The organism is Tsuneonella sp. HG249 (genome assembly GCF_053819205.1).
In genome coordinates this window covers 1,345,658-1,364,367 of sequence record NZ_JBSOQY010000001.1, presented here as the reverse complement: position 1 = coordinate 1,364,367, position 18,710 = coordinate 1,345,658, and the positions used below count along the sequence as shown (strand labels likewise).

At 66.8% G+C, this 18,710-nt stretch carries 18 protein-coding genes; all 18 read right to left on the bottom strand.

Going from position 1 to position 18,710, the window contains the following annotated elements:
• Positions 1–56: 56 nt before the first annotated feature.
• The 18 genes from ACWPM1_RS06865 to pgi all read right to left on the bottom strand — a co-directional run bounded on the left by ACWPM1_RS06865 (position 57) and on the right by pgi (position 18,628).
• On the bottom strand, positions 57–497 hold the full coding sequence (locus ACWPM1_RS06865; protein ID WP_455694095.1) for a DUF488 domain-containing protein: 441 nt from the start codon (positions 495–497) through the stop codon (positions 57–59).
• Positions 497–868 carry a tRNA-binding protein gene (locus ACWPM1_RS06860; RefSeq protein WP_455694094.1) on the bottom strand — a complete coding sequence of 124 codons (372 nt, stop codon included), beginning with the start codon at positions 866–868 and terminating at the stop codon, positions 497–499. The genes ACWPM1_RS06865 and ACWPM1_RS06860 overlap by 1 nt, the downstream gene beginning before the upstream one ends.
• Entirely contained in the window at positions 868–2,922 is a 2,055-nt protein-coding gene (locus tag ACWPM1_RS06855) for an ATP-binding protein (protein WP_455694093.1), read from the bottom strand. The genes ACWPM1_RS06860 and ACWPM1_RS06855 overlap by 1 nt, the downstream gene beginning before the upstream one ends.
• A gap of 73 nt (positions 2,923–2,995) precedes the next feature.
• On the bottom strand, positions 2,996–3,439 hold the full coding sequence (locus tag ACWPM1_RS06850) for a hypothetical protein (RefSeq protein WP_455694092.1): 444 nt from the start codon (positions 3,437–3,439) through the stop codon (positions 2,996–2,998).
• Positions 3,440–3,579: 140 nt separating this feature from the next.
• Positions 3,580–4,041, bottom strand: a complete 462-nt coding sequence (locus tag ACWPM1_RS06845) for a DMT family transporter (protein ID WP_455694091.1) — start codon at positions 4,039–4,041, stop codon at positions 3,580–3,582.
• Positions 4,038–6,185 carry a methylmalonyl-CoA mutase gene (gene scpA / locus ACWPM1_RS06840; RefSeq protein ID WP_455694090.1) on the bottom strand — a complete coding sequence of 716 codons (2,148 nt, stop codon included), beginning with the start codon at positions 6,183–6,185 and terminating at the stop codon, positions 4,038–4,040. Before scpA ends, ACWPM1_RS06845 begins: the two co-directional genes overlap by 4 nt.
• Before the next feature lie 7 nt (positions 6,186–6,192).
• A complete protein-coding gene (locus tag ACWPM1_RS06835) occupies positions 6,193–6,804 on the bottom strand; it encodes a glutathione S-transferase family protein (RefSeq protein WP_455694089.1) in 612 nt (203 codons plus the stop codon).
• Between the two features lies 1 nt (position 6,805).
• Positions 6,806–7,594 carry an enoyl-CoA hydratase-related protein gene (locus ACWPM1_RS06830; RefSeq protein ID WP_455694088.1) on the bottom strand — a complete coding sequence of 263 codons (789 nt, stop codon included), beginning with the start codon at positions 7,592–7,594 and terminating at the stop codon, positions 6,806–6,808.
• Between the two features lie 63 nt (positions 7,595–7,657).
• Positions 7,658–8,095 carry a methylmalonyl-CoA epimerase gene (mce, locus tag ACWPM1_RS06825; protein ID WP_455694087.1) on the bottom strand — a complete coding sequence of 146 codons (438 nt, stop codon included), beginning with the start codon at positions 8,093–8,095 and terminating at the stop codon, positions 7,658–7,660.
• Between the two features lie 65 nt (positions 8,096–8,160).
• Complete coding sequence (locus ACWPM1_RS06820; RefSeq protein WP_455694086.1) at positions 8,161–9,687, bottom strand: acyl-CoA carboxylase subunit beta; 1,527 nt, start codon at positions 9,685–9,687, stop codon at positions 8,161–8,163.
• Between the two features lie 59 nt (positions 9,688–9,746).
• Complete coding sequence (locus ACWPM1_RS06815; RefSeq protein WP_455694085.1) at positions 9,747–10,469, bottom strand: SDR family oxidoreductase; 723 nt, start codon at positions 10,467–10,469, stop codon at positions 9,747–9,749.
• Positions 10,469–11,494, bottom strand: a complete 1,026-nt coding sequence (locus tag ACWPM1_RS06810; protein WP_455694084.1) for an NAD-dependent epimerase/dehydratase family protein — start codon at positions 11,492–11,494, stop codon at positions 10,469–10,471. Before ACWPM1_RS06810 ends, ACWPM1_RS06815 begins: the two co-directional genes overlap by 1 nt.
• Before the next feature lie 56 nt (positions 11,495–11,550).
• On the bottom strand, positions 11,551–12,402 hold the full coding sequence (locus ACWPM1_RS06805; protein WP_455694083.1) for a hypothetical protein: 852 nt from the start codon (positions 12,400–12,402) through the stop codon (positions 11,551–11,553).
• A gap of 44 nt (positions 12,403–12,446) precedes the next feature.
• The gene (gene gor / locus ACWPM1_RS06800; protein ID WP_455694082.1) at positions 12,447–13,793 is read right to left on the bottom strand and encodes a glutathione-disulfide reductase; all 1,347 of its coding nucleotides are present in this window, start codon (positions 13,791–13,793) and stop codon (positions 12,447–12,449) included.
• Positions 13,794–13,853: 60 nt separating this feature from the next.
• The gene (locus ACWPM1_RS06795) at positions 13,854–14,549 is read right to left on the bottom strand and encodes a VV20781 family protein (RefSeq protein ID WP_455694081.1); all 696 of its coding nucleotides are present in this window, start codon (positions 14,547–14,549) and stop codon (positions 13,854–13,856) included.
• 87 nt (positions 14,550–14,636) lie between these two features.
• The gene (locus ACWPM1_RS06790) at positions 14,637–16,100 is read right to left on the bottom strand and encodes a DEAD/DEAH box helicase (protein ID WP_455694080.1); all 1,464 of its coding nucleotides are present in this window, start codon (positions 16,098–16,100) and stop codon (positions 14,637–14,639) included.
• A 229-nt stretch (positions 16,101–16,329) separates the two neighbouring features.
• Positions 16,330–17,034 carry a CDP-alcohol phosphatidyltransferase family protein gene (locus ACWPM1_RS06785; protein WP_455694079.1) on the bottom strand — a complete coding sequence of 235 codons (705 nt, stop codon included), beginning with the start codon at positions 17,032–17,034 and terminating at the stop codon, positions 16,330–16,332.
• Positions 17,035–17,098: 64 nt separating this feature from the next.
• On the bottom strand, positions 17,099–18,628 hold the full coding sequence (gene pgi, locus ACWPM1_RS06780) for a glucose-6-phosphate isomerase (protein ID WP_455694078.1): 1,530 nt from the start codon (positions 18,626–18,628) through the stop codon (positions 17,099–17,101).
• Between the last annotated feature and the right edge of the window lie 82 nt (positions 18,629–18,710).

The following is an 18,710-nucleotide window of genomic DNA, read 5'->3' as shown; positions in this document are numbered from 1 at the left end:
CGAGGTTAATCCCCCCAGCCGTCCCGAGCCGACACGAGCGACGGCGAAAGATTACCTCATTGGTCGGGCAGGAGGTCGACCCGCTCGAAATCCTCGAACAGCGCATCGTACAGTAGCGCGCGGTGGCACTCGGACGCGTCGCGCTCGTAGCACAGCAGGGCCACCCGCCGACCCTCGGCTGTCTCGCGCAGTTCGCCCATCTGCGCCATGGCCTCGGGCAGCTCAAGTTGCCCCGCGTAAATGCGCGACAGCTCGGCATGGTCGCCGCGCCGAGCAGCCGAGCGGCCCTCGGCAGGCGTGCCAAGTTGCTTGAAGTGGCGATAGGCGATGCCAGCCTCCTCGGCCGCCGCCTTGAGGCTCGACTTGGAGAACCCCGGCCGGCGCGAGAGCGGGAGATAACGGATGTCGGCCAGCAGCTCGACCCCCGCGCCCTTCAGCGCCTCGATCACCGCCGGCTGCGTGGCCTGCTCGTAGCCGATGGTGTAGATCGCCGGCATCAGAACAACCGCGCCCCGTCAGGCACTTTCACATCGGGCGCGAAAAGCACCACCTCGCCGTGCTGGTCGGCGAAACCGAGCGTGAGCACCTCCGATATCGCCGGCCCGATCTGGCGCGGCGGAAAGTTGACCACGGCCGCCACCTGCCGCCCGGGTAATTCGCCAAGCGGATAGTTGGCGACGATCTGCGCGCAGCTTTTCTTCACGCCGATCACGGGGCCGAAGTCGATCTTGAGCCTGTAGGAGGGCTTTCGCGCCTCGGGAAACTCCTCGGCCTCGACGATCGTGCCGATGCGAATGTCCACCTTCAGGAAGTCGCCGAACGCGATTTCCGGAGCGGCAGGCGCGTCAGGGGCGTGCGAGAGATGCACTACTCGAGCTCCAAAATCACCTCGTCGACCGCCAAGCTCGCGCCTTGCTGGGCGTTCAGCCTGGCGACCTTGCCCGTCTTCTCGGCACGAAGGATGTTTTCCATCTTCATCGCCTCGACCGTGGCGAGCGGCTGGCCCGGTTGAACCACGTCTCCCTCGCTAACATGAAGCGCCACCAGCAGGCCCGGCATCGGGCAGATCAGGAACTTGCTGAGATCGGGCGGGACCTTCTCGAGCATGTGCTGGGCGAGATGCGCCACATGCCCCGGCAGTACGCGCACCTCATGCGCCGCGCCGCGCGTCGTCAGGCGATAGCCCCAGCGACGGGGCGCGATCTGCACGCCGAAACTTGCGATCGGCTCGGCCTCGTCATCGTCGGCATCGTCGCCGTAGAGCTCGACATCGACCATCCGATCGCCGGGCGTGTATTCGAGCGCAATTGCGACCGGCTCGCCGTTGACGGTGATCGCGTCGTCCTCGAGGCTGACCGCGTGATCCGCCCCGTCGATGCGGACCACCCAGTCGCCGTTGGCCCCATCCCCTTCGCCAAGCTGGCCGTCGATCTGCTGCGCGCGGTCGGAGTCCGCGGTGGCAATGGCGCCTGCCAGCGCAGCGAGCATGAGTGTGGTCTGGCCGTCGGCCGCTGCGCCGTGGAAACCGTCAGGGTATTCCTCCGCGATGAACCCCGTGGTGAGCTCGCCCGAGCGGAAGCGCGGGTGCTGCATGATCGCACTGAGGAAATCGACGTTGTGGCCGAGCCCTTCGAGGCGGAAGCGGTCGAGCGCCTGCACCTGGAGATCGGCCGCTTCGTCGCGGGTCTCGCCCCAGGTCACCAGCTTGGCGATCATCGGGTCGTAGAACATGGAGACCTCGCCGCCTTCGTAGACGCCGTCATCCACGCGCACGCCATCGACACCGCGGCGGCCGTTGGCCTTGCCGTCGTCGGTCCAGCCCTCGACCGGCGGGCGATAGCGCACCAGCCGCCCGGTGCTCGGCAGGAACCCGCGGTAGGGGTCCTCGGCATAGACGCGGTTCTCGATCGCCCAGCCGTCGATCCCGATATCGCTTTGCGCGAACGGCAGCTTCTCGCCCGCCGCAACGCAAATCATCTGCTCGACGAGGTCGATCCCGGTAATCGCCTCGGTCACCGGGTGCTCGACCTGGAGCCGGGTGTTCATCTCGAGGAAGTAGAAACTTTCACCCGAGGGGTCCGCGCCGCTGACGATCAGCTCGACCGTGCCCGCGCTGTAGTAGCCCACCGCCTTGGCCAGCGCGACGCACTGTTCGCCCATCGCCTGGCGCATCTTCGGCGTCACGAACGGCGAAGGCGCTTCCTCGACCACCTTCTGGTGGCGGCGCTGGATGCTGCACTCGCGCTCGTTCAGGTAGACGATGTTGCCGTGCTTATCGCCGAGGATCTGGATTTCGATGTGGCGCGGGTTGAGGATGAACTTCTCGAGGAACACCCGCTTGTCCCCGAAGGAGTTCAGCCCCTCGCGCTGGGTCGCCTCGAACCCTTCCTCGACGTCCTTATCGTTGTAGGCGAGCCGCATCCCCTTGCCCCCGCCGCCCGCCGACGCCTTCATCATCACCGGGTAGCCGATCTTGTTCGCCCACTTGAGCGCGTCGGCGGTGGTCGCGACTTCGCCGTCCGAGCCGGGCACGGTGTTGACCCCCGCTTCCTGCGCGAGCTTCTTGGACTCGATCTTGTCGCCCATCGCCGCGATCGCGCCGACAGGCGGCCCGATGAACTCGATCCCTTCGGCCGCGAGGGCCTCGGCGAAGCTGGTCCGCTCGGAGAGGAAGCCGTAGCCCGGATGCACCGCCTCGGCGCCGGTCTGTTTGCACGCGGCGATGATCTTGTCGGCGACGAGGTAGCTCTCGGCGGCAGGCGAAGGTCCGATGTGGACCGCCTCGTCCGCCATCCGCACGAACGGCGCGCGCGCGTCGGCATCGGAATAGACCGCGACCGTCGCGATGCCCATCCGCCGCGCGGTCTTGATCACCCGGCACGCGATCTCGCCCCGGTTGGCGATGAGGATTTTGGAGAACATCGGACCTCGAGAGGGCAGCCACAGGCGGAAGGCCCGCCTATGCCGCCCTCTCGGGTCTACATCAAGCTGCGCTTCAGTCGCGGTCGATATGGCCCACGTGTCGCTCCGACCGCTGTATCAGGCTATCGAACTCTGCATGGATGGCCTTGGCCTTTTCTTCGCCTCCCACCTGCCGGGCGAAAGCTTCCTCCCACTTTTTCTCTTCGGGGTTGTTGGCCCAGCCGACCTGGGCGATTCCGCTTCGCATGGGTAAGGCGACGATGCTGTCCCAAGCGCCCGTACGCATGTGAACATCGATCACGCCGGTGAGCCCGAGTTCCTTGTCGGTCTTCATGTACATCTCGATAATCTCGTGGGCTCTGCCCCCCTTACCGGGAACCCACTTGATCAATTGCACGTCGTACCAGTCAACTTTCAGAAGTTCCTGAGCGGCAGCAGCTTCCTGTGCGGCGGCCGGAAGGGCGACAGCGGTAGTGCCGAGTGCAAATGCAACGGCAAGCATGGTCATTTTCGTCATTGTGCTCTCCCTGTTGGAAAGCGACCCGTACGATTGTTGATACCCCTGCGATCGGCGTTGCGATGCTTGCGAAGACTGCCTGCCAAGCGGTCTGCGAGTCAACCGCTCCTAAGCTGGCCAATTCATCCGGCACACCGGCATCAAGCCGGCTTGCGCGCCAGATAGAGTCCCACCGCCATCACCGCGATGCCGAGCATTCGCTTTGGCGTCAGCGCGCTCTGGATCGCCCCGAGCCAGCCGAAGTGGTCGATCGCCGCCGCGGCGACGATCTGGCCGAGCAGGACAAAGAAAATCGCGTTGCCGAGCCCGATGCGCGGCGCGGCGAAGGCGACCGAAGTCGCATAGAACAGCATGAAAATCGCGCCGAACCATATGTGGGGCGTTTCGAAGGTGAAGGCTGCTCGCTGGGGTAAACCCGTGATGGCCACTGCGACCAGCGCGATGACCAATCCCATGGCGAATGTGACCGCTGTCGCCGCGACAGGCCCGCCGAGCTGCTTGCTGAGCGCCGTGTTGAACGCGGCGAACATTGGAATTCCGATGCCGGCGGCGAACATCATCGCGGCGATTGGGAGGAAGGCGCTTGACGGCGAGCCGTTCACTCCGCCGCCTCCAGCTCGCTTCCCACCGGCGGCATGTTGTGCCCCAGCAGCCGCAACAGATCGGCGGCGCATTCGACGACGTTCGAGCCGGGGCCGTAAATGCCTTGCACGCCTGCTTCGCGCAGGAACTCGTAGTCCTGCGGCGGGATCACGCCGCCGGCGACGACCTTGATGTCCGCCCGGCCCGCTTCGCGCAGGAGCTGGATCAGCTCGGGGATCAGCGTCTTGTGGCCGGCGGCGAGGCTGCTGGCGCCGATCGCGTCGACGTTCTCGGCCAGCGCCAAGTCGCGGGTTTCCGTCGGGGTCTGGAACAGCGGCCCGCTCACGATGTCGAAGCCCATGTCGGCGAAGGCGCTGGCAATCACGTTGGCCCCGCGGTCGTGGCCGTCCTGCCCCATCTTGGCGACCATCACCTTGGGCGGGCGACCCAAGCGACGCCCAACGGCCTGCACGCCTTCGATGACCTGCGCGTAGCGGCTGTCGCCCTCGTAGGCGGCGGAATATATGCCCTTCACCGGCGTCGGGTTGGTCCCGTAGCGCCCGAAAGCTTCTTCCATCGCGGTGGAGATTTCGCCCAGCGTGGCGTCGTGGCGCGCCGCCTCGATGGCGAGGGCGAGGAGGTTGGCGTTGCCTCGCGCGCCTTCGGTCAGCGCCGCCAGCGCCGCCTGACAAGCCGCCTCGTCGCGCCCGGCCCGCACGGCCTTCAACCGTGCGATCTGGCCTTCGCGCACCGCATGGTTGTCGATGTCGAGAGTGTCGAGGTGGTCCTCCACCTCCTTGCGGTACTTGTTGACGCCGACGATCACCGTGTCGCCCTTGTCGACGCCGGCCTGCTTAGCAGCGGCGGCTTCCTCGATCGCGGCCTTGGGACGGCCGGTGGCGACGTACGCGGTCATGCCGCCCGCCGCGTCGGCCTCCGCGATCATCTTTTCCGCTTCTTCGACCAGCTTGGCGGTCAACGCTTCGATGTAGTAGGAGCCGCCGAGCGGATCGACCACCTGGACGATCCCGCTTTCCTCCTGCAGCACGAGCTGGGTGTTGCGGGCGATGCGGGCGGAAAAATCGGTCGGCAAGGCGATCGCCTCGTCGAGGGCATTGGTGTGTAGGGACTGCGTGCCGCCAAGCACCGCGGCCATCGCCTCTACCGTGGTGCGGATGACGTTGTTGTAGGGATCCTGTTCCTGCAGGCTGACGCCGCTAGTCTGGCAGTGGGTGCGCAGCATCTTTGAGCGTTCGCTCTTTGCGCCGAGTCCATCCATCACCCGCCACCAAAGCGTGCGCGCGGCGCGCAGCTTGGCGACTTCCATGAAGAAGTTCATCCCGATGCCGAAGAAGAAGCTCAACCGACCGGCGAACGCGTCGATGTCGAGCCCGCTGGCGACCGCTCGCTGTACGTATTCCTTGCCGTCGGCGATGGTGAAGGCGAGCTCCTGCACCGCGGTCGCGCCGGCCTCGTGCATGTGGTAGCCCGAGATCGAAATGCTGTTGAATTTCAGCATGTTGGCCGAGGTATATGCAATGATGTCGGAGACGATCCGCATGCTCGGCTCCGGCGGGTAGATGTAGGTGTTGCGGACCAAGAACTCCTTTAGGATGTCGTTCTGGATGGTCCCGTCGAGTTTGTCTTGGGAGACGCCTTGCCGCTCGGCGGCGACGATGAAGAACGCCAGCACCGGGATCACCGCGCCGTTCATCGTCATGCTGACCGACATTTGGTCGAGCGGAATGCCGTCGAACAGGATCTCCATGTCGCGCACGGTGTCAATCGCCACGCCCGCCTTGCCGACGTCGCCGACCACGCGCGGATGGTCGCTGTCGTAGCCGCGATGGGTGGCGAGATCGAACGCGACCGACAGGCCCTTCTGCCCCATCGCCAGGTTGCGGCGGTAGAAGGCGTTGGACTCTTCGGCGGTCGAGAACCCGGCGTATTGCCGGATGGTCCACGGGCGGCCCGCGTACATGCTCGCCTTCACCCCGCGGGTGAACGGCGCGAAGCCGGGGAGGCCGGCATCGTCGGCCACGTCTTTGGCGGTGTACAGCGGCTGGATCGCGAAGCCTTCGGGCGGGTGCCAGGCGAGGTCCTTGCCCTTGACCTCCTTGTCGGCGAGCGCCTGCCAGTCGTCGCGAGTAGGCTTGTCGGTCATTCGGTCCTCAGGCGGAAGCGCTGGGCCTCGCACTGACGGTTTCGTGCCAGCGGGTCAACGCACCGTTCTCCGGCCCCGGCCCGCACCCGACGAAGGTGGCGAAGTCGACCGTGGTCAGCAACAGGATGTCCGCCATCGAGTAGCCGTCGCCGGCGAGGAACTCGCGGTTCTCCAGGCTGCGGTCGAAGAACGCGAAAGCGTCGGCCACTCGCGGGCGGTTGGCTTCGCCCCATTCCGCGTTGCGTCCGGGCAGCGCGGCGGTGAAGCGGTGGGTGTGGACCCACACCGCGCCGATCGGGTTCATCGCGATCATCTCGACCCGGCGGTTCCACATCTCGACCACGCCGATTTCGGTCGGCGTGCGGCCGAACAGCGGCGGATCGGGGTGCAGCGCCTCGAGGAAGCGGCAGATCGCCACGCTTTCGGCAATCACCGTACCGTCGTCGAGTTCAAGGGCGGGAGTCTGACCGCGCGGGTTCTTGGCGACGTAGTCTGGCGCCTTGTGCTCGCGAGCGATGATCGAGACTTCCTTCGCGGGGAGCGAAATGCCCTTCTCTGCGGCGAAGATGCGCACGCGGCGCGGGTTGGGCGCCGGGTTCGGGCTATCGTAGAACAGCATCTCAGGCCCCCTTGAACGCGGGCTTGCGCTTCTGGAGGAAGGCCATGCCGCCTTCCATAGCGTCTGCGGTGGCACCGGCGGTGCGCTGGCCTTCCGCCTCGGCGAGGAACACCTGCGGCAGCGTGCCGTCCAATGCGGTGGCGAGGTTGGCCTTCATCGTGCGGTAGGCGACCGTCGGCCCCTCCGACAGGCGGGTGGCCAGCGCCGCCGCCTCGTCCATCAGCGCCGCGTCGTCGACCGCCTTGTAGATCAAACCCCACTCCTCGGCCTGCTGTGCACCGATCTTCTCGCCGAGCATCATCATTCGCGTGGCGCGGGCGCGGCCGACCGCGCGGGCGAGCAGCCACGTCGAGCCGCCATCGGGCACCAGACCTATGTTGACGAACGCCTGGAGGAAATAGGCGCTGGAGCCCGCCAGCACGAAGTCCCCAGCCAGCGCGATCGAGCAACCGACGCCGGCGGCCGGGCCGTTGACCGCCGTCACCACCGGCACCGGGCAGCGCAGTATCTGGCTGAGCAGCGGGTTGTAGTAATTCTGCAGCGCGAGATGGCTGCCGCCCTTGGCCCGCCGCTCGTCTGCCTGCCCGCGCGCCGCGAGGTCAGCGCCGGAGCAGAACCCCTTCCCCGCCCCGGTGATCAGCACCGCGCGCGCGTCGCCCAAGTCGTAAAAGGCGGCGGTAAGGTCTTCCGCCATCTCGATCGAGGCGGCGTTGAGCCGCTCGCGCCGGTTGAGGGTGATCTTGAGCACCCCCCCGCTGCGCTCGGTCTGGATCGTTTCGTACTCGGCCACTCGCGCTCTCCCGTATGCGTTGCTGGTAGCAACCTTTGCCCGAGAGGCGCGCAGGGGCAAGGGTCAATGCGCGGCCTGATGATCGCTTGAAGGAGTCTCCATGATCTCGGTCAGCACGCCCATCATGTCCTTGGGGTGGAGGAAGAAGATCGGCGTCCCGTGCGCGCCGATGCGGGTGGGGCCGAGAATGCGCTTGCCCAGCCCCTCGAACCACGCGCGCGCCTCAGCGATGTCCGGAACCTCGAAGCACACGTGGTGCTGCCCGCCGAGCGGGTTCTTCTCGAGGAACGCGTGGATCGGCGAGGCCTCGGACAGCGGCTCGATCAGCTCGATCTGGGTGCCCCCGTTGGGTGTGTCGACGAAGCACACCTTCACCCCTTGCTCGGGCATGTCGAACGGCTCGGTCACGTGCGTCGCGCCCATTACCTCGCGGTAATAGGCCATGCTGTCCGCGATCGAAGGCGTCGCGACGCCGATGTGGTTGAGACGGCCGAGCTTCATTCAATGCACCTCAGATACCAGCATGATCAGTCCGGTTGCGATCGCCCCGTAAACAATCAGCGCGATCATAACGGAATATTGTCATGCTTCTTCCACGGGTTTTCGAGCACCTTCCCGCGCAGCTTCCTTAAACCCAAAGCAATCCGCCGCCGGGTCGAGTGTGGGTAGATCACCTCGTCGATGTACCCTCGCTGCGCCGCGACGAAGGGGTTGGCGAAGCGATCCTCGTATTCCTTCGTCTTCTCGGCGATCTCCTCGGAGCCGAGGCCGCGGAAGATGATCTCGACCGCGCCCTTGGCGCCCATCACGGCGATCTCGGCGGTGGGCCAGGCGTAGTTGAGGTCGCCGCGCAGGTGCTTGGACGCCATGACGTCGTAGGCCCCGCCATACGCCTTGCGGGTGATCACGGTGATCTTGGGCACGGTCGCCTCGGCATAGGCGAACAGCAGCTTCGCGCCGTGCTTGATGATGCCGTTATGCTCCTGCGCGGTCCCGGGGAGGAAGCCGGGCACGTCGACGAACGTCAGGATCGGGATCTCGAACGCGTCGCAGAAGCGCACGAAGCGCGCGGCCTTCTTGCTACTGTTGATGTCGAGCACGCCGGCGAGCACCATCGGCTGGTTGGCGACCACGCCCACGGTGCGCCCCTCGACCCGGCCGAAGCCGATCAGGATGTTGCCCGCGTGCTTGGGCTGGACCTCGAAGAAGTCGCCCTCGTCGAGCACCTTTCGGATCACTTCGTGCATGTCGTAGGGCTGGTTGGCGTTGGCCGGGATCAGCGTATCGAGGCTGTCCTCCAGGCGGTCCCACGGGTCGTCGGTGGGGCGTTCGGGCACGCCCTCGCGGTTCGACAGCGGCAGGAAGTCGAAGAAGTCGCGGGTGGCCAGCAGCGCCTCGATGTCGTTCTCGAACGCGACGTCGGCGACGCTGGTTTTGGTGGTGTGGGTGATCGCCCCGCCGAGCTCTTCCTGCGTGACCACCTCGTTGGTGACCGTCTTGACCACGTCGGGCCTGGTGACGAACATGTAGCTGGAATCCTTCACCATGAAGATGAAGTCGGTCATCGCCGGGGAATAGACCGCCCCGCCCGCGCACGGGCCCATGATCAGCGAAATTTGCGGCACCACACCCGATGCGAGAACGTTGCGCTGGAACACCTCGGCGTAGCCGCCGAGCGATGCGACGCCTTCCTGGATGCGCGCGCCGCCGCTGTCGTTCATGCCGATGACCGGCGCGCCGACCTTCATCGCCATGTCCATCACCTTGCAGATCTTCTCTGCGTGACGCTTGCTCAATGAGCCGCCGAACACGGTGAAGTCCTGGCTGAACACGAACACGAGCCGGCCGTTGATCGTGCCGCTGCCGGTGACCACCCCGTCACCGGGGATGCGTTGGCTTTCCATCCCGAAGTCGTTGCAGTCGTGCTCGACGTAGGCGTCCAGCTCCTCGAAGCTGCCTTCGTCGAGCAGCACGCTAACCCGCTCGCGTGCGGTCAGCTTGCCCTTGGCGTGCTGCGCGGCGATGCGCTTCTCGCCCCCGCCCATGCGCGCGGCTTCACGGCGGCGTTCGAGCTCGGCGATATTGGCGGACATGCGCTCTCCCTTTGACGCTCGGCGGTTAGGCCGCGGGAAAGCGCAGCGTCAAGTTTTCGTCAGAACCGCAGCATGATGCGCCGCGCCAGCGCCGGGCTGGCCGACTGGACCGTGCGCAGCAGCTTGACCATGCCGACGTTCGCCTCCGGCCGGTCGCGCTCGATCGCGTCGACGATCTGAAGTGCGCACTCCGAGGCGGCCATCTTCTTGCCCTGGCGCGCGGCGGTCATCTGCGTTTCGACAACCGGCGGCAGCGCCTCGATCACATAGACATTGCTGCCAGCGAGCTGCGCGCGGAGCGACTGGGTGTAGCTGCGCAGGCCGGCCTTGGTCGCGCAGTAGACCGCGCTCCCGGTGTTGGGCGCGATGGCAAGCCCGCTGGTGACGTTGACGATCGCCGCCTCGGGCCGCTCCTGCAGCCGCGGGAGCAGCGCGACGACCAGCCGGATTGGCGTATTGAGGTTGGCGTAGATGCAGTCGTCGGCCGCGTCCGCATTCGGCGGCGCGGCGCGAAAGTCGTGATCGACGCCTTGCCCCGCGTTATTGATCAAGATGTCGATCAGGCGGTCCCCCAGCGCACCGACGATCGCTTGCGCGCCTCCCGGGTGCGACAGGTCGGCCGAGATGGCTTGGAAGCCGGCCTGCCGGGCCTTTTCCAATCCGGCCGTCGAACGGCCGGTAACGATCACGCTGGCGCCCTTGGCCTTGAGTTGGAGCGCGATTTGCTCGCCGATCCCCGCGGTGCCGCCGGTGATGAGCGCGGTCTTGCCGGCGAGTTCCATCAGACGGTTACCACGCCCTGCGCGATCAACGATCGCGCGGTGTCGAGCACCGTCTCGGTGGTAGAGTGGGTCGTCCAGCCGAGCGCTTCCTTGGCGTGCTGTCCGGAGACGACCTTCCGCTTGCCGACCTCGCCAGCGATCTGGCGAATATCGCGGCTGAACAGCGCCATCAGTTTGAGCACCGGGGTCGGCATCTTGCGCGTGGGTACCTTGCGAGCGTCCGCGCCCATATGGTCGCGCAGAACCTGTGCGATGTCCTCCATCCACATGAAGTCGGCAGCGCAGGCGAAGCGTTCGCCGCGGATCTTGTCCGCCGGCGCTTCCAACGCGAGCACGTGGAGCGAGGCCACGTCGCGGACGTCGACTATCGTGAACCCCACCCGCGGGATCGCGGGAATCTCTCCGGTGAGGAAGCGGCGGACGAACTCGATGGAGGCGGACAGGTCGTCATTGACCACCGGCCCGAGCACAGCGACCGGATTGACGCTGCAGAACGCCATCTCCGGCGCGTTCGCCGCCACCCAGTCGCGCGCCGCACGCTCGGCGATGGTCTTGGACTTGACGTAAGGCTGCACCTCCGGCGCGCTGAGGTTGGTCCAATCGCCCTCGTCGAAAGCGGTTTTGCTCGCCGGGTGGCCGTAGGCGATCGCCGCCGAGCTGCTCGTTTGCACGAAGTGCTGAACACCCGCCTCGTGCGCAAACCGCAGCGCTCGCAAAGTGCCTTCGCGCGCGGGAACGATCAGCTCGTTCTCGTCCTTGGGCACGCCGACGGGGAACGGCGAAGCGACGTGGCACACGTGGGTGCAGCCCTCGTTGGCAAGCGCCCAGCCGGCGTCGCTCATCAGGTCGGCTTCGAACACGAATAGGTTATCGCCCGCGCCCGGCCAGCGCCCGCGCAGGCGTGGCTCGCTCTTGGCCTTGCTGCGGACGGTGGTGCGCACGCACCAGCCCTTGTCCAGCAGCTGGTCGATCACCTCGCCGGCGATGTACCCGGTGCCCCCCGTGACGAGAACCGTCCCTGCCATGCCCACTCTCCCTTTGCGGCGAGACTACGCCGAAAGGTTGCAGCGGACAATCGATCTCAAGCGCGGGGTTTGGGCGGCGGTGGCGGCGGCATCGGTCGGCGAAGGTGCGGGTGCTGGGTCATCATCCGCTCGGCCGACTCCGGATTGCCGACCGAGAACAGCTCCGCCTGCCCGCAAACCCGCTGGATGTCCTTGATCTTCCATTCCGGGGCAGTGACCTGGTTGGGCCCGGCCCAGGTCATCTCCTCGCCGAGGCGCGCCATCGTCTCGCCCGTCACGCGGTTGACGAAGATGAGGTAGCCTTCCGCATCGCGATCGAGCCCGGTTTCCGCGTGCAGCCAGGCGATCCTGTCGGGCTCGCCCTCGCGCTGATACCACAGGCAGCCGTCCTTCATCACGACCCGCCCGCCGAGCAGCGCCTCGAGCTGGATGCCGGTGCGGGTTTCCGCCTGGGTCCACAGGCGCACCGCGGGCGCGGCGCGTTCGCTGACGGCGGGGCGGATAAGCTCGGGCTGGAACCCCCAGTCGAGGTAGCGGGGTGCGGTCCAGCCGTTTTCCTTCACCCACGCGTCGAACTCGCGAGCGGTGAGCAGGGTGTCGATCATGTTGACCGGGCCCTGGTCGGTCTTGCCGGCGAGGCCATAGCCGCCGAGCGCGCCCTTTGGCTTGAGCCGCTCGAGCCAGGCCTCCCCAATAGCCTTGGCGTCCGCCGGCAGCGGTCCGACGCCTTCGCGACGCATCTCGCCCATGGGCATGATCGGTGGCCTGGCGATCAGCTTGCTGTAGTCCGGGGCGGGCGCGGTAAGCTGGGTGGCGTAGTCTGCGGTCGGTGCGGCCGCCGGCTCGGCGTCGACGCCTGCAGGCGAGCAGGCGGCGCAGAGCGTCAGCAGCGGGACGAGATGTTTCATCGCCGCGACAGTGCGTTAGCCGCCATGTCGCGAGGCTGAACGCGCTAGCGGAGCAAGACCAGCTCTTCGGCCATCGTCGGGTGGATGGCGACGGTCTGGTCGAACTGGTCCTTGGTCAGCCCCGCCTTCACCGCCACGGCGGCCGCCTGCATGATCTCGGCGCTCTCGGGGCCGATCATGTGGATGCCGAGGATGCGCCCCGTCCCTTCATCGCAGACCATCTTGTAGAGGCAGCGTTCGTTGCGGCCGGCGAGCACGTGCTTCATCGGCCGGAAGTCGCTCTCGTAGACCTTGACCGAGCCGTACTTGTTGCGCGCCTGCCCTTCGGTCAGGCCGACCGCGGCGAGCGGCGGGTGGCTGAACACCGCGCTCGGGATGCACGAGTGATCGACCGCGGTCGGCTTGCCGCCGAACACGGTGTCGGCGAACGCCTGCCCCTCGCGGATCGCCACCGGCGTCAACTGCACGCGGCCGGTCACATCGCCCACGGCGTAGATGTGGTCCACGTTGGTCTTGCTGAACTCGTCGACGACGATCTCACCGCCCTTGCCCAGCGCCACCCCCGCCTTGTCGAGCCCCAGACCTTCGGTGTTCGGAACCCGGCCGGTGGCGAACATCACGCAGTCCACCACCAGATCGTCGTGATTGGTCATCGACACCGTCAGCGAACCATCCTCGTTCTGCTCGATCCCGCGGAATTCGGCGTGGAAGCGGAAGTCGATTCCCTTCATCACGCTGATCTGCAGCAGCCGGTCGCGCAGGCTCTCGTCGTAGCCGCGCAGGAGCTGATCCGAGCGGTTGAGGATGGTCACCTTGCTGCCGAACTCGTTGAAGATCCCGGCGAACTCGTTGGCGATGTAGCCCCCGCCGGCGATCAGGATGCGCGGCGGCAGGGCCTCCAGATGGAACGCCTCGTTGCTGGTGATGCCGAGCTCCGAGCCGGGGCACGAGGGGACATGCGGGCGCGCGCCGGTGGCGATGAGGATGTGCTTGGCGGTGACTGTGCGGCCGCTGGCGAGCGCGATCTCATGCTGACCGGTGAGTGTCGCGCGGTCGAGAATAACCTCGACTTTGTTGTTGTTGAGCGTGTCGGTGTACGCGCCGTTCAGGCGATCGACGTCCTTCAGCACGTTATCGCGCAGCACTGCCCAGTCGAACTTGGGATTGTCGATCGTCCACCCGAAGTTCTTCGCGTCGATCAGGTCCTCGGCAAAGTGGGCGCCGTAGACCAGCATCTTCTTCGGCACGCAGCCACGAATGACGCAGGTGCCGCCGACGCGGTGCTCCTCGGCCACCGCAACGCGCGCGCCATAGCCCGCCGCGATCCGGCTCGCGCGGACCCCGCCGCTGCCCGCGCCGATGACGAATAAGTCGTAGTCGTAGTCCGCCACATGTGCCTCCTGGTCGGGTGGCATATGGCGGTGGCGGCGGGCCCGCGCCAGCCCTGAGGGTCAGGATCCGGCGTCGTGTACCGCGGGGTCCCAGAAAATCGCCAGCGCGATCGCCGCGACATGGACCGCTTGAGCGGTCGCTGAATCGAGCGCAGCGGGAGTGATGAGCGTCGGCCTTCCGGTCAGCTCGAGCGCGGCGACTTGTCCACCGCCGCGCTCGAATACGTAGCCCACGGGCGTGAAGCTTGGCATCGGAGTTCCCGAAATGTGATGGACCGAGCGGAACCGCAGGCTCTCACCACCGAGATGGATCTCACCGTGGCGTTCGTAGCGGGTCATGGCGGTGCCGCCGCCGACTGTCTCGCGCAGTTCGAGGCGACCCGGAGTATCCGCCGAGGACTGCAAGTTGCAGCGATACGCCATCGGCTTGAGCGTGACCTCGGCCAAGCCCAGGTCCACGCCGTCCGCGCGCATCGTGCACCGCCCCGCGACAGCCGCCGCGATGCCGGGCCCGGAGATGGTGAACTCTCCGTGCCCAGCCCGGGTTATCGAAGCGTCGCTGAACGAGATGCTGTCGAGCGAGCGGGCGAAATCGCCGGAGTAGGGCCCCGCAACAAACTTTCCGCCGGGCCATCCGCCGATACCGACGAACTCGGTCCGCATGGCTGATGACGCCATTCCGGCGGGCAGTTGCATCTGTGCCGCGGTACACCCCGTCAGCGCCAGACAAGCGATAGGAATCAGCGCACGCGGCATCGTATCCATCCCCTTTGAGCTCGCGCCGTCGAGCGGCGCGATTATCGCGGGAGGATTCCGCCGCGCGGCTGAACCGAAGCTGTCCGCCTAGCCGCCCGAGCGGCGCTGGAAGCCACCTCCGCCGGACCGACCGCCGCCCTGGCCGCCGCCCTGGCCGCCGCCGTGACCGCCGCCTTGGCCCTTGCCGCCGAAGCGGCGACGGCGCTGCTGGCCGCCGGCCGGCTTGCCGCCGCGGTCGCCCGCCGGGGCCGCCGGGCGGTCGCCCTGACGGTTGTCCTGGCGCGGACCGCGGTCACCGCCGCGGCGATCGCCGATCGGCTTGGCGTGCACCTTCGGCTGCGGCGCACGCTGCTGCTGGCCGGGGTTACCCTTGGGCCGCACGATCGGCGCGTCTTCGATGAAGGCGCGGAAATTATCAGGCAGTGGTAGGCGAGTGAGCGTCACGCCGGTAAGCTTCTGGATGTCACGCAGGTAAGCGCGCTCGTCCTCGGCGCACAACGTCAGCGCGATGCCGTCGGCCCCCGCGCGGGCGGTGCGCCCGATGCGGTGGACGTACTGCTCGGCCACGTTGGGCAGCTCGTAGTTGATCACGTGGCTCACGCCGGTCACGTCGATGCCGCGGGCGGCAATGTCAGTCGCAACCAGGATCGGGACGCGGCCCGACTTGAAGTTCGCCAGCGCGCGCTCGCGCTGCGGCTGGCTCTTGTTGCCGTGGATCGCGTCGGCCTGGATGCTCGCCTGGGCGAGCTTCTTCACCACGCGGTCCGCGCCGTGCTTGGTGCGGGTGAAGATCAGCACCCGCTCCATGCCTTCGGTCTGCGGATAGCGCTTCTTGAGCATCAGCTCGAGCAGCGCCTGCTTTTCCATCTGGCTGACCAGGGTCACGAACTGCTCGACGCGCTCGGCGGTGGTCGCCGCGGGGGCGACCGAGACCTGCGCCGGATTGTTCAAGTACTGCTTCGACAGGTCCTTGATCGAGCTCGGCATGGTGGCGCTGAACAGCAGCGTCTGGCGCTCCTTGGGCATCAGCGACACGAGCTTGCGCAGCGCGTGGATGAACCCGAGATCGAGCATCTGGTCGGCTTCGTCGAGCACGAGGATCTCGACGCCGTCGAGGCGGATGGCTTTCTGGTCGACGAGGTCGAGCAGGCGGCCGGGAGTAGCCACCAGCACGTCCGTGCCGCGGTGGAGCTTGTTGCGATCCTTGCCCACCGAGGTGCCGCCGACGACGACATCGACCTTGAGGCCGGTGAAGCCGCCGTAGTCCTCGGCGCTCTTGGCGATCTGCCCGGCGAGCTCGCGCGTCGGTGCGAGCACCAGCATGCGGGCGGACTTGAACGGCGTCTGCTTGCCGGCTTCGCGCAGGCGGTCGATGCTCGGAAGCATGAACGCGGCGGTCTTGCCGGTGCCGGTCTGGGCGATGCCCAGGAGGTCACGGCCCTGCAGCACAAGCGGAATGGCCTGCGTCTGGATCGGGGTGGCGACCGTGTAGTTCTTCTGCTCCAGCGCCTGAAGCACGGGCTGCGAAAGCCCGAGTTGTTCGAATGACATGTGTATAAAACTCGTATGCGAGCGGCAGCGCGCAGCCGGAATGGCGCGCGCATGCGGCGGGGTGGTGGAGACGCCAGACCTTGTGCCTGGTGGCTCCGTCAACGACCCGCGTGAATTGGGAAGTCAGTTAGGAAAGAACCGAGATGCGGCCGGGGCGGTTGCCCGCCTGTTCACGCTGCCGAGGCGTCTCGATGGCCGCGCATATGAGTGGCCAACGGTTAAAAGTCAATCAATTGCGCGGCGGCTCCTCGACCGCGAGCCGGCGCGCGGTCGCAATCGTCTGGAAGATGAACAGCGAGATCAGCACCGCGCCGGCAAATCCGACGAAGAGATCGTACCAGAAGATCGTTTCCGGTCCGCGCCCGAATACCAGCATGGACGCGGTGAAAGCGATCAGGATGATCCGCAATTCGGTCGGTCCGGCAGCCATGTAGGAAAGCCGCAGCTCGCCGAAGACCTTGACCGACAGGAACGCGTGGATCGACATCATCAGGTAGCCGGCAAGCGCCACCAGCGCGACGTCGAGATGGACATATGGCGACAGGCCTATCCCGGCCACCACCAGCGCGGTCGCCAGCGCATCGCAGCTATGGTCAAGGAAGTAGCCGTACCGCGGCCGCTCAATCTTGCGGTAGCGAGCGAGGCTCCCGTCGGTCGAATCGCCGAACCAGTTCACGACGTAACCTGCCATCGCCACCCACAGCCAGTCGGCATCGAGATGGCTCGCGGCGTAGCCGCCCATCACCATCACGGCACCGACCATGCCGATGGCGGTAAGCATGTCGGGGCGCACCCAGCGCGGCAGCCGTGAGCAAATGGCGGTGAGGACCGCTCGCTCGACGCGGGCAACGACATTCTGCTGGACGCGCTGGATCGGCTCCGGGGTTCCGACCACCGCCGCGCTCACAGGATCATTCGGCATCTGACCGTGCATCGCGCCGCCCTAGCCTTCCGCCTCGCCCCTGTCACCGAAATGTAACCGGATCGCTTCGCCGCCGTCAGGCCAGCCCCGCGACCTCCAACAATGCGGTGGTGCTCGGGTCGAACTCGCCCGAGCCGCTTTCGATCCGGTTGGCGATCGCCTTGCCCAGTTCGACGCCGAACTGGTCGAACGCGTTGATCCCCATCAGCGCCGCGTTGGCGAAGGTACGGTGCTCGTGGAAAGCGATCAGCGCTCCGAGCGCGGCGGCGTCGAGATCATCCACGAGGATCGTCGCGCTCGGCCGGTCGCCCGGATAGGCGCGCGCCGGGTCGTCGCCCGCCTGCCCGGCCATCAGCGCGGCGCCTTGGGCAAAGCAGTTCATCAGCAGGATGCGGTGGTGCGCCGGGTCGAGCGCGTCGCCGGGCTCGATGCTGGCGATGAAATCGACCGGAACCTCGATGGTGCCCTGGTGGAGCAACTGGAACACCGCGTGCTGCCCGTCGGTTCCTACCCCGCCCCAGGTGATCGGGGCGGTCGTGGCGCTGACCGGCTCGCCCTCGATGGTCACCTGCTTGCCGTTCGATTCCATTTCGAGCTGCTGGAGATAGGCCGGAAACAGCGCCAGCCGCTCGTCGTAGGCGAACACCGCGCGGGTCTGGCAGCCGCGCACCGTGGCGTAGTAGCGGTCGGCGAAGGCGGCGCGCAGCGGCAGGTTGGCGCGGCCTTCGCTGTCGCGGAAGTGCTCATCCACCCTCCGCGCGCCGGTAAGCATGGCGTCGAACTCCGCCCACCCCACCGCTAGCGCGATGGGAAATCCGATGCTCGACCACAGCGAGTAGCGGCCGCCGACGCTTTCCGGGAACGGCAGAACGCGTGTTTCGTCGACGCCCCATTCGATCGCCTTGTCGGGCGCGGCTGTGAGCGCCACGACGCGGCCGTAAGGGTCGGCGACCCCGCTCTCCCGCAGCCACTCCAGCGCGCTGAGCGCGTTGGTCATCGTCTCGATGGTGGTGAAGGTCTTGCTAGCCACCGCGATGAGCGTTTCGGCCGGATCGCAGCGAGCGAACGCCGCCTCGAGCGCGAGCCCGTCGATGTTGGAGACGACGTGGACCTCGACCTCCGCCCCCTCGCGGGCCAGCGCGTCGATCGCCAGCTTGGGTCCCAGTGCCGATCCGCCGATGCCGATGTGGATGAGGTACCGCACGGGGCCCAGCGCGCCACCGTGGATCGCCTCCACCAGCATATGCATGCGCTGGTGAAGCGCCTCCGCCTCCTCGACCGATGCTTCGCTGCCGATGCCGCGCTGCGCGGTGTGCTCGGCAGCACGGTCCTCGGTCGTGTTGACCCTCTCGCCTGCAAACAGCGCAGCGCGCTTGTCGGCGAACCCGGTCGCCTCTGCCAGCGCTTCGAAGGCATTGAGCAACGCATCGTCGAGATGCGTCTTGGACCAGTCGAATAACGCTCCGGCCGGCGCTCCCTCGGTGCCCCACTCGAGCCGGGTAACCAGCTTGGCGACTCGATCGGGGTCGGCTTCGAACAGGTCGGTCAAGCTCTGGTGCCCGCTGCTGTTGATGACGCTCCAGACGTCAGACAGCCGATCGCTCACGTGAAAATCCTTTCCTACAGGGGCGGCTCGGCCCTAGGGGATGCGTCCATGTTTGCAAGCTTCGCCCCTCTGTTTCCGTTCC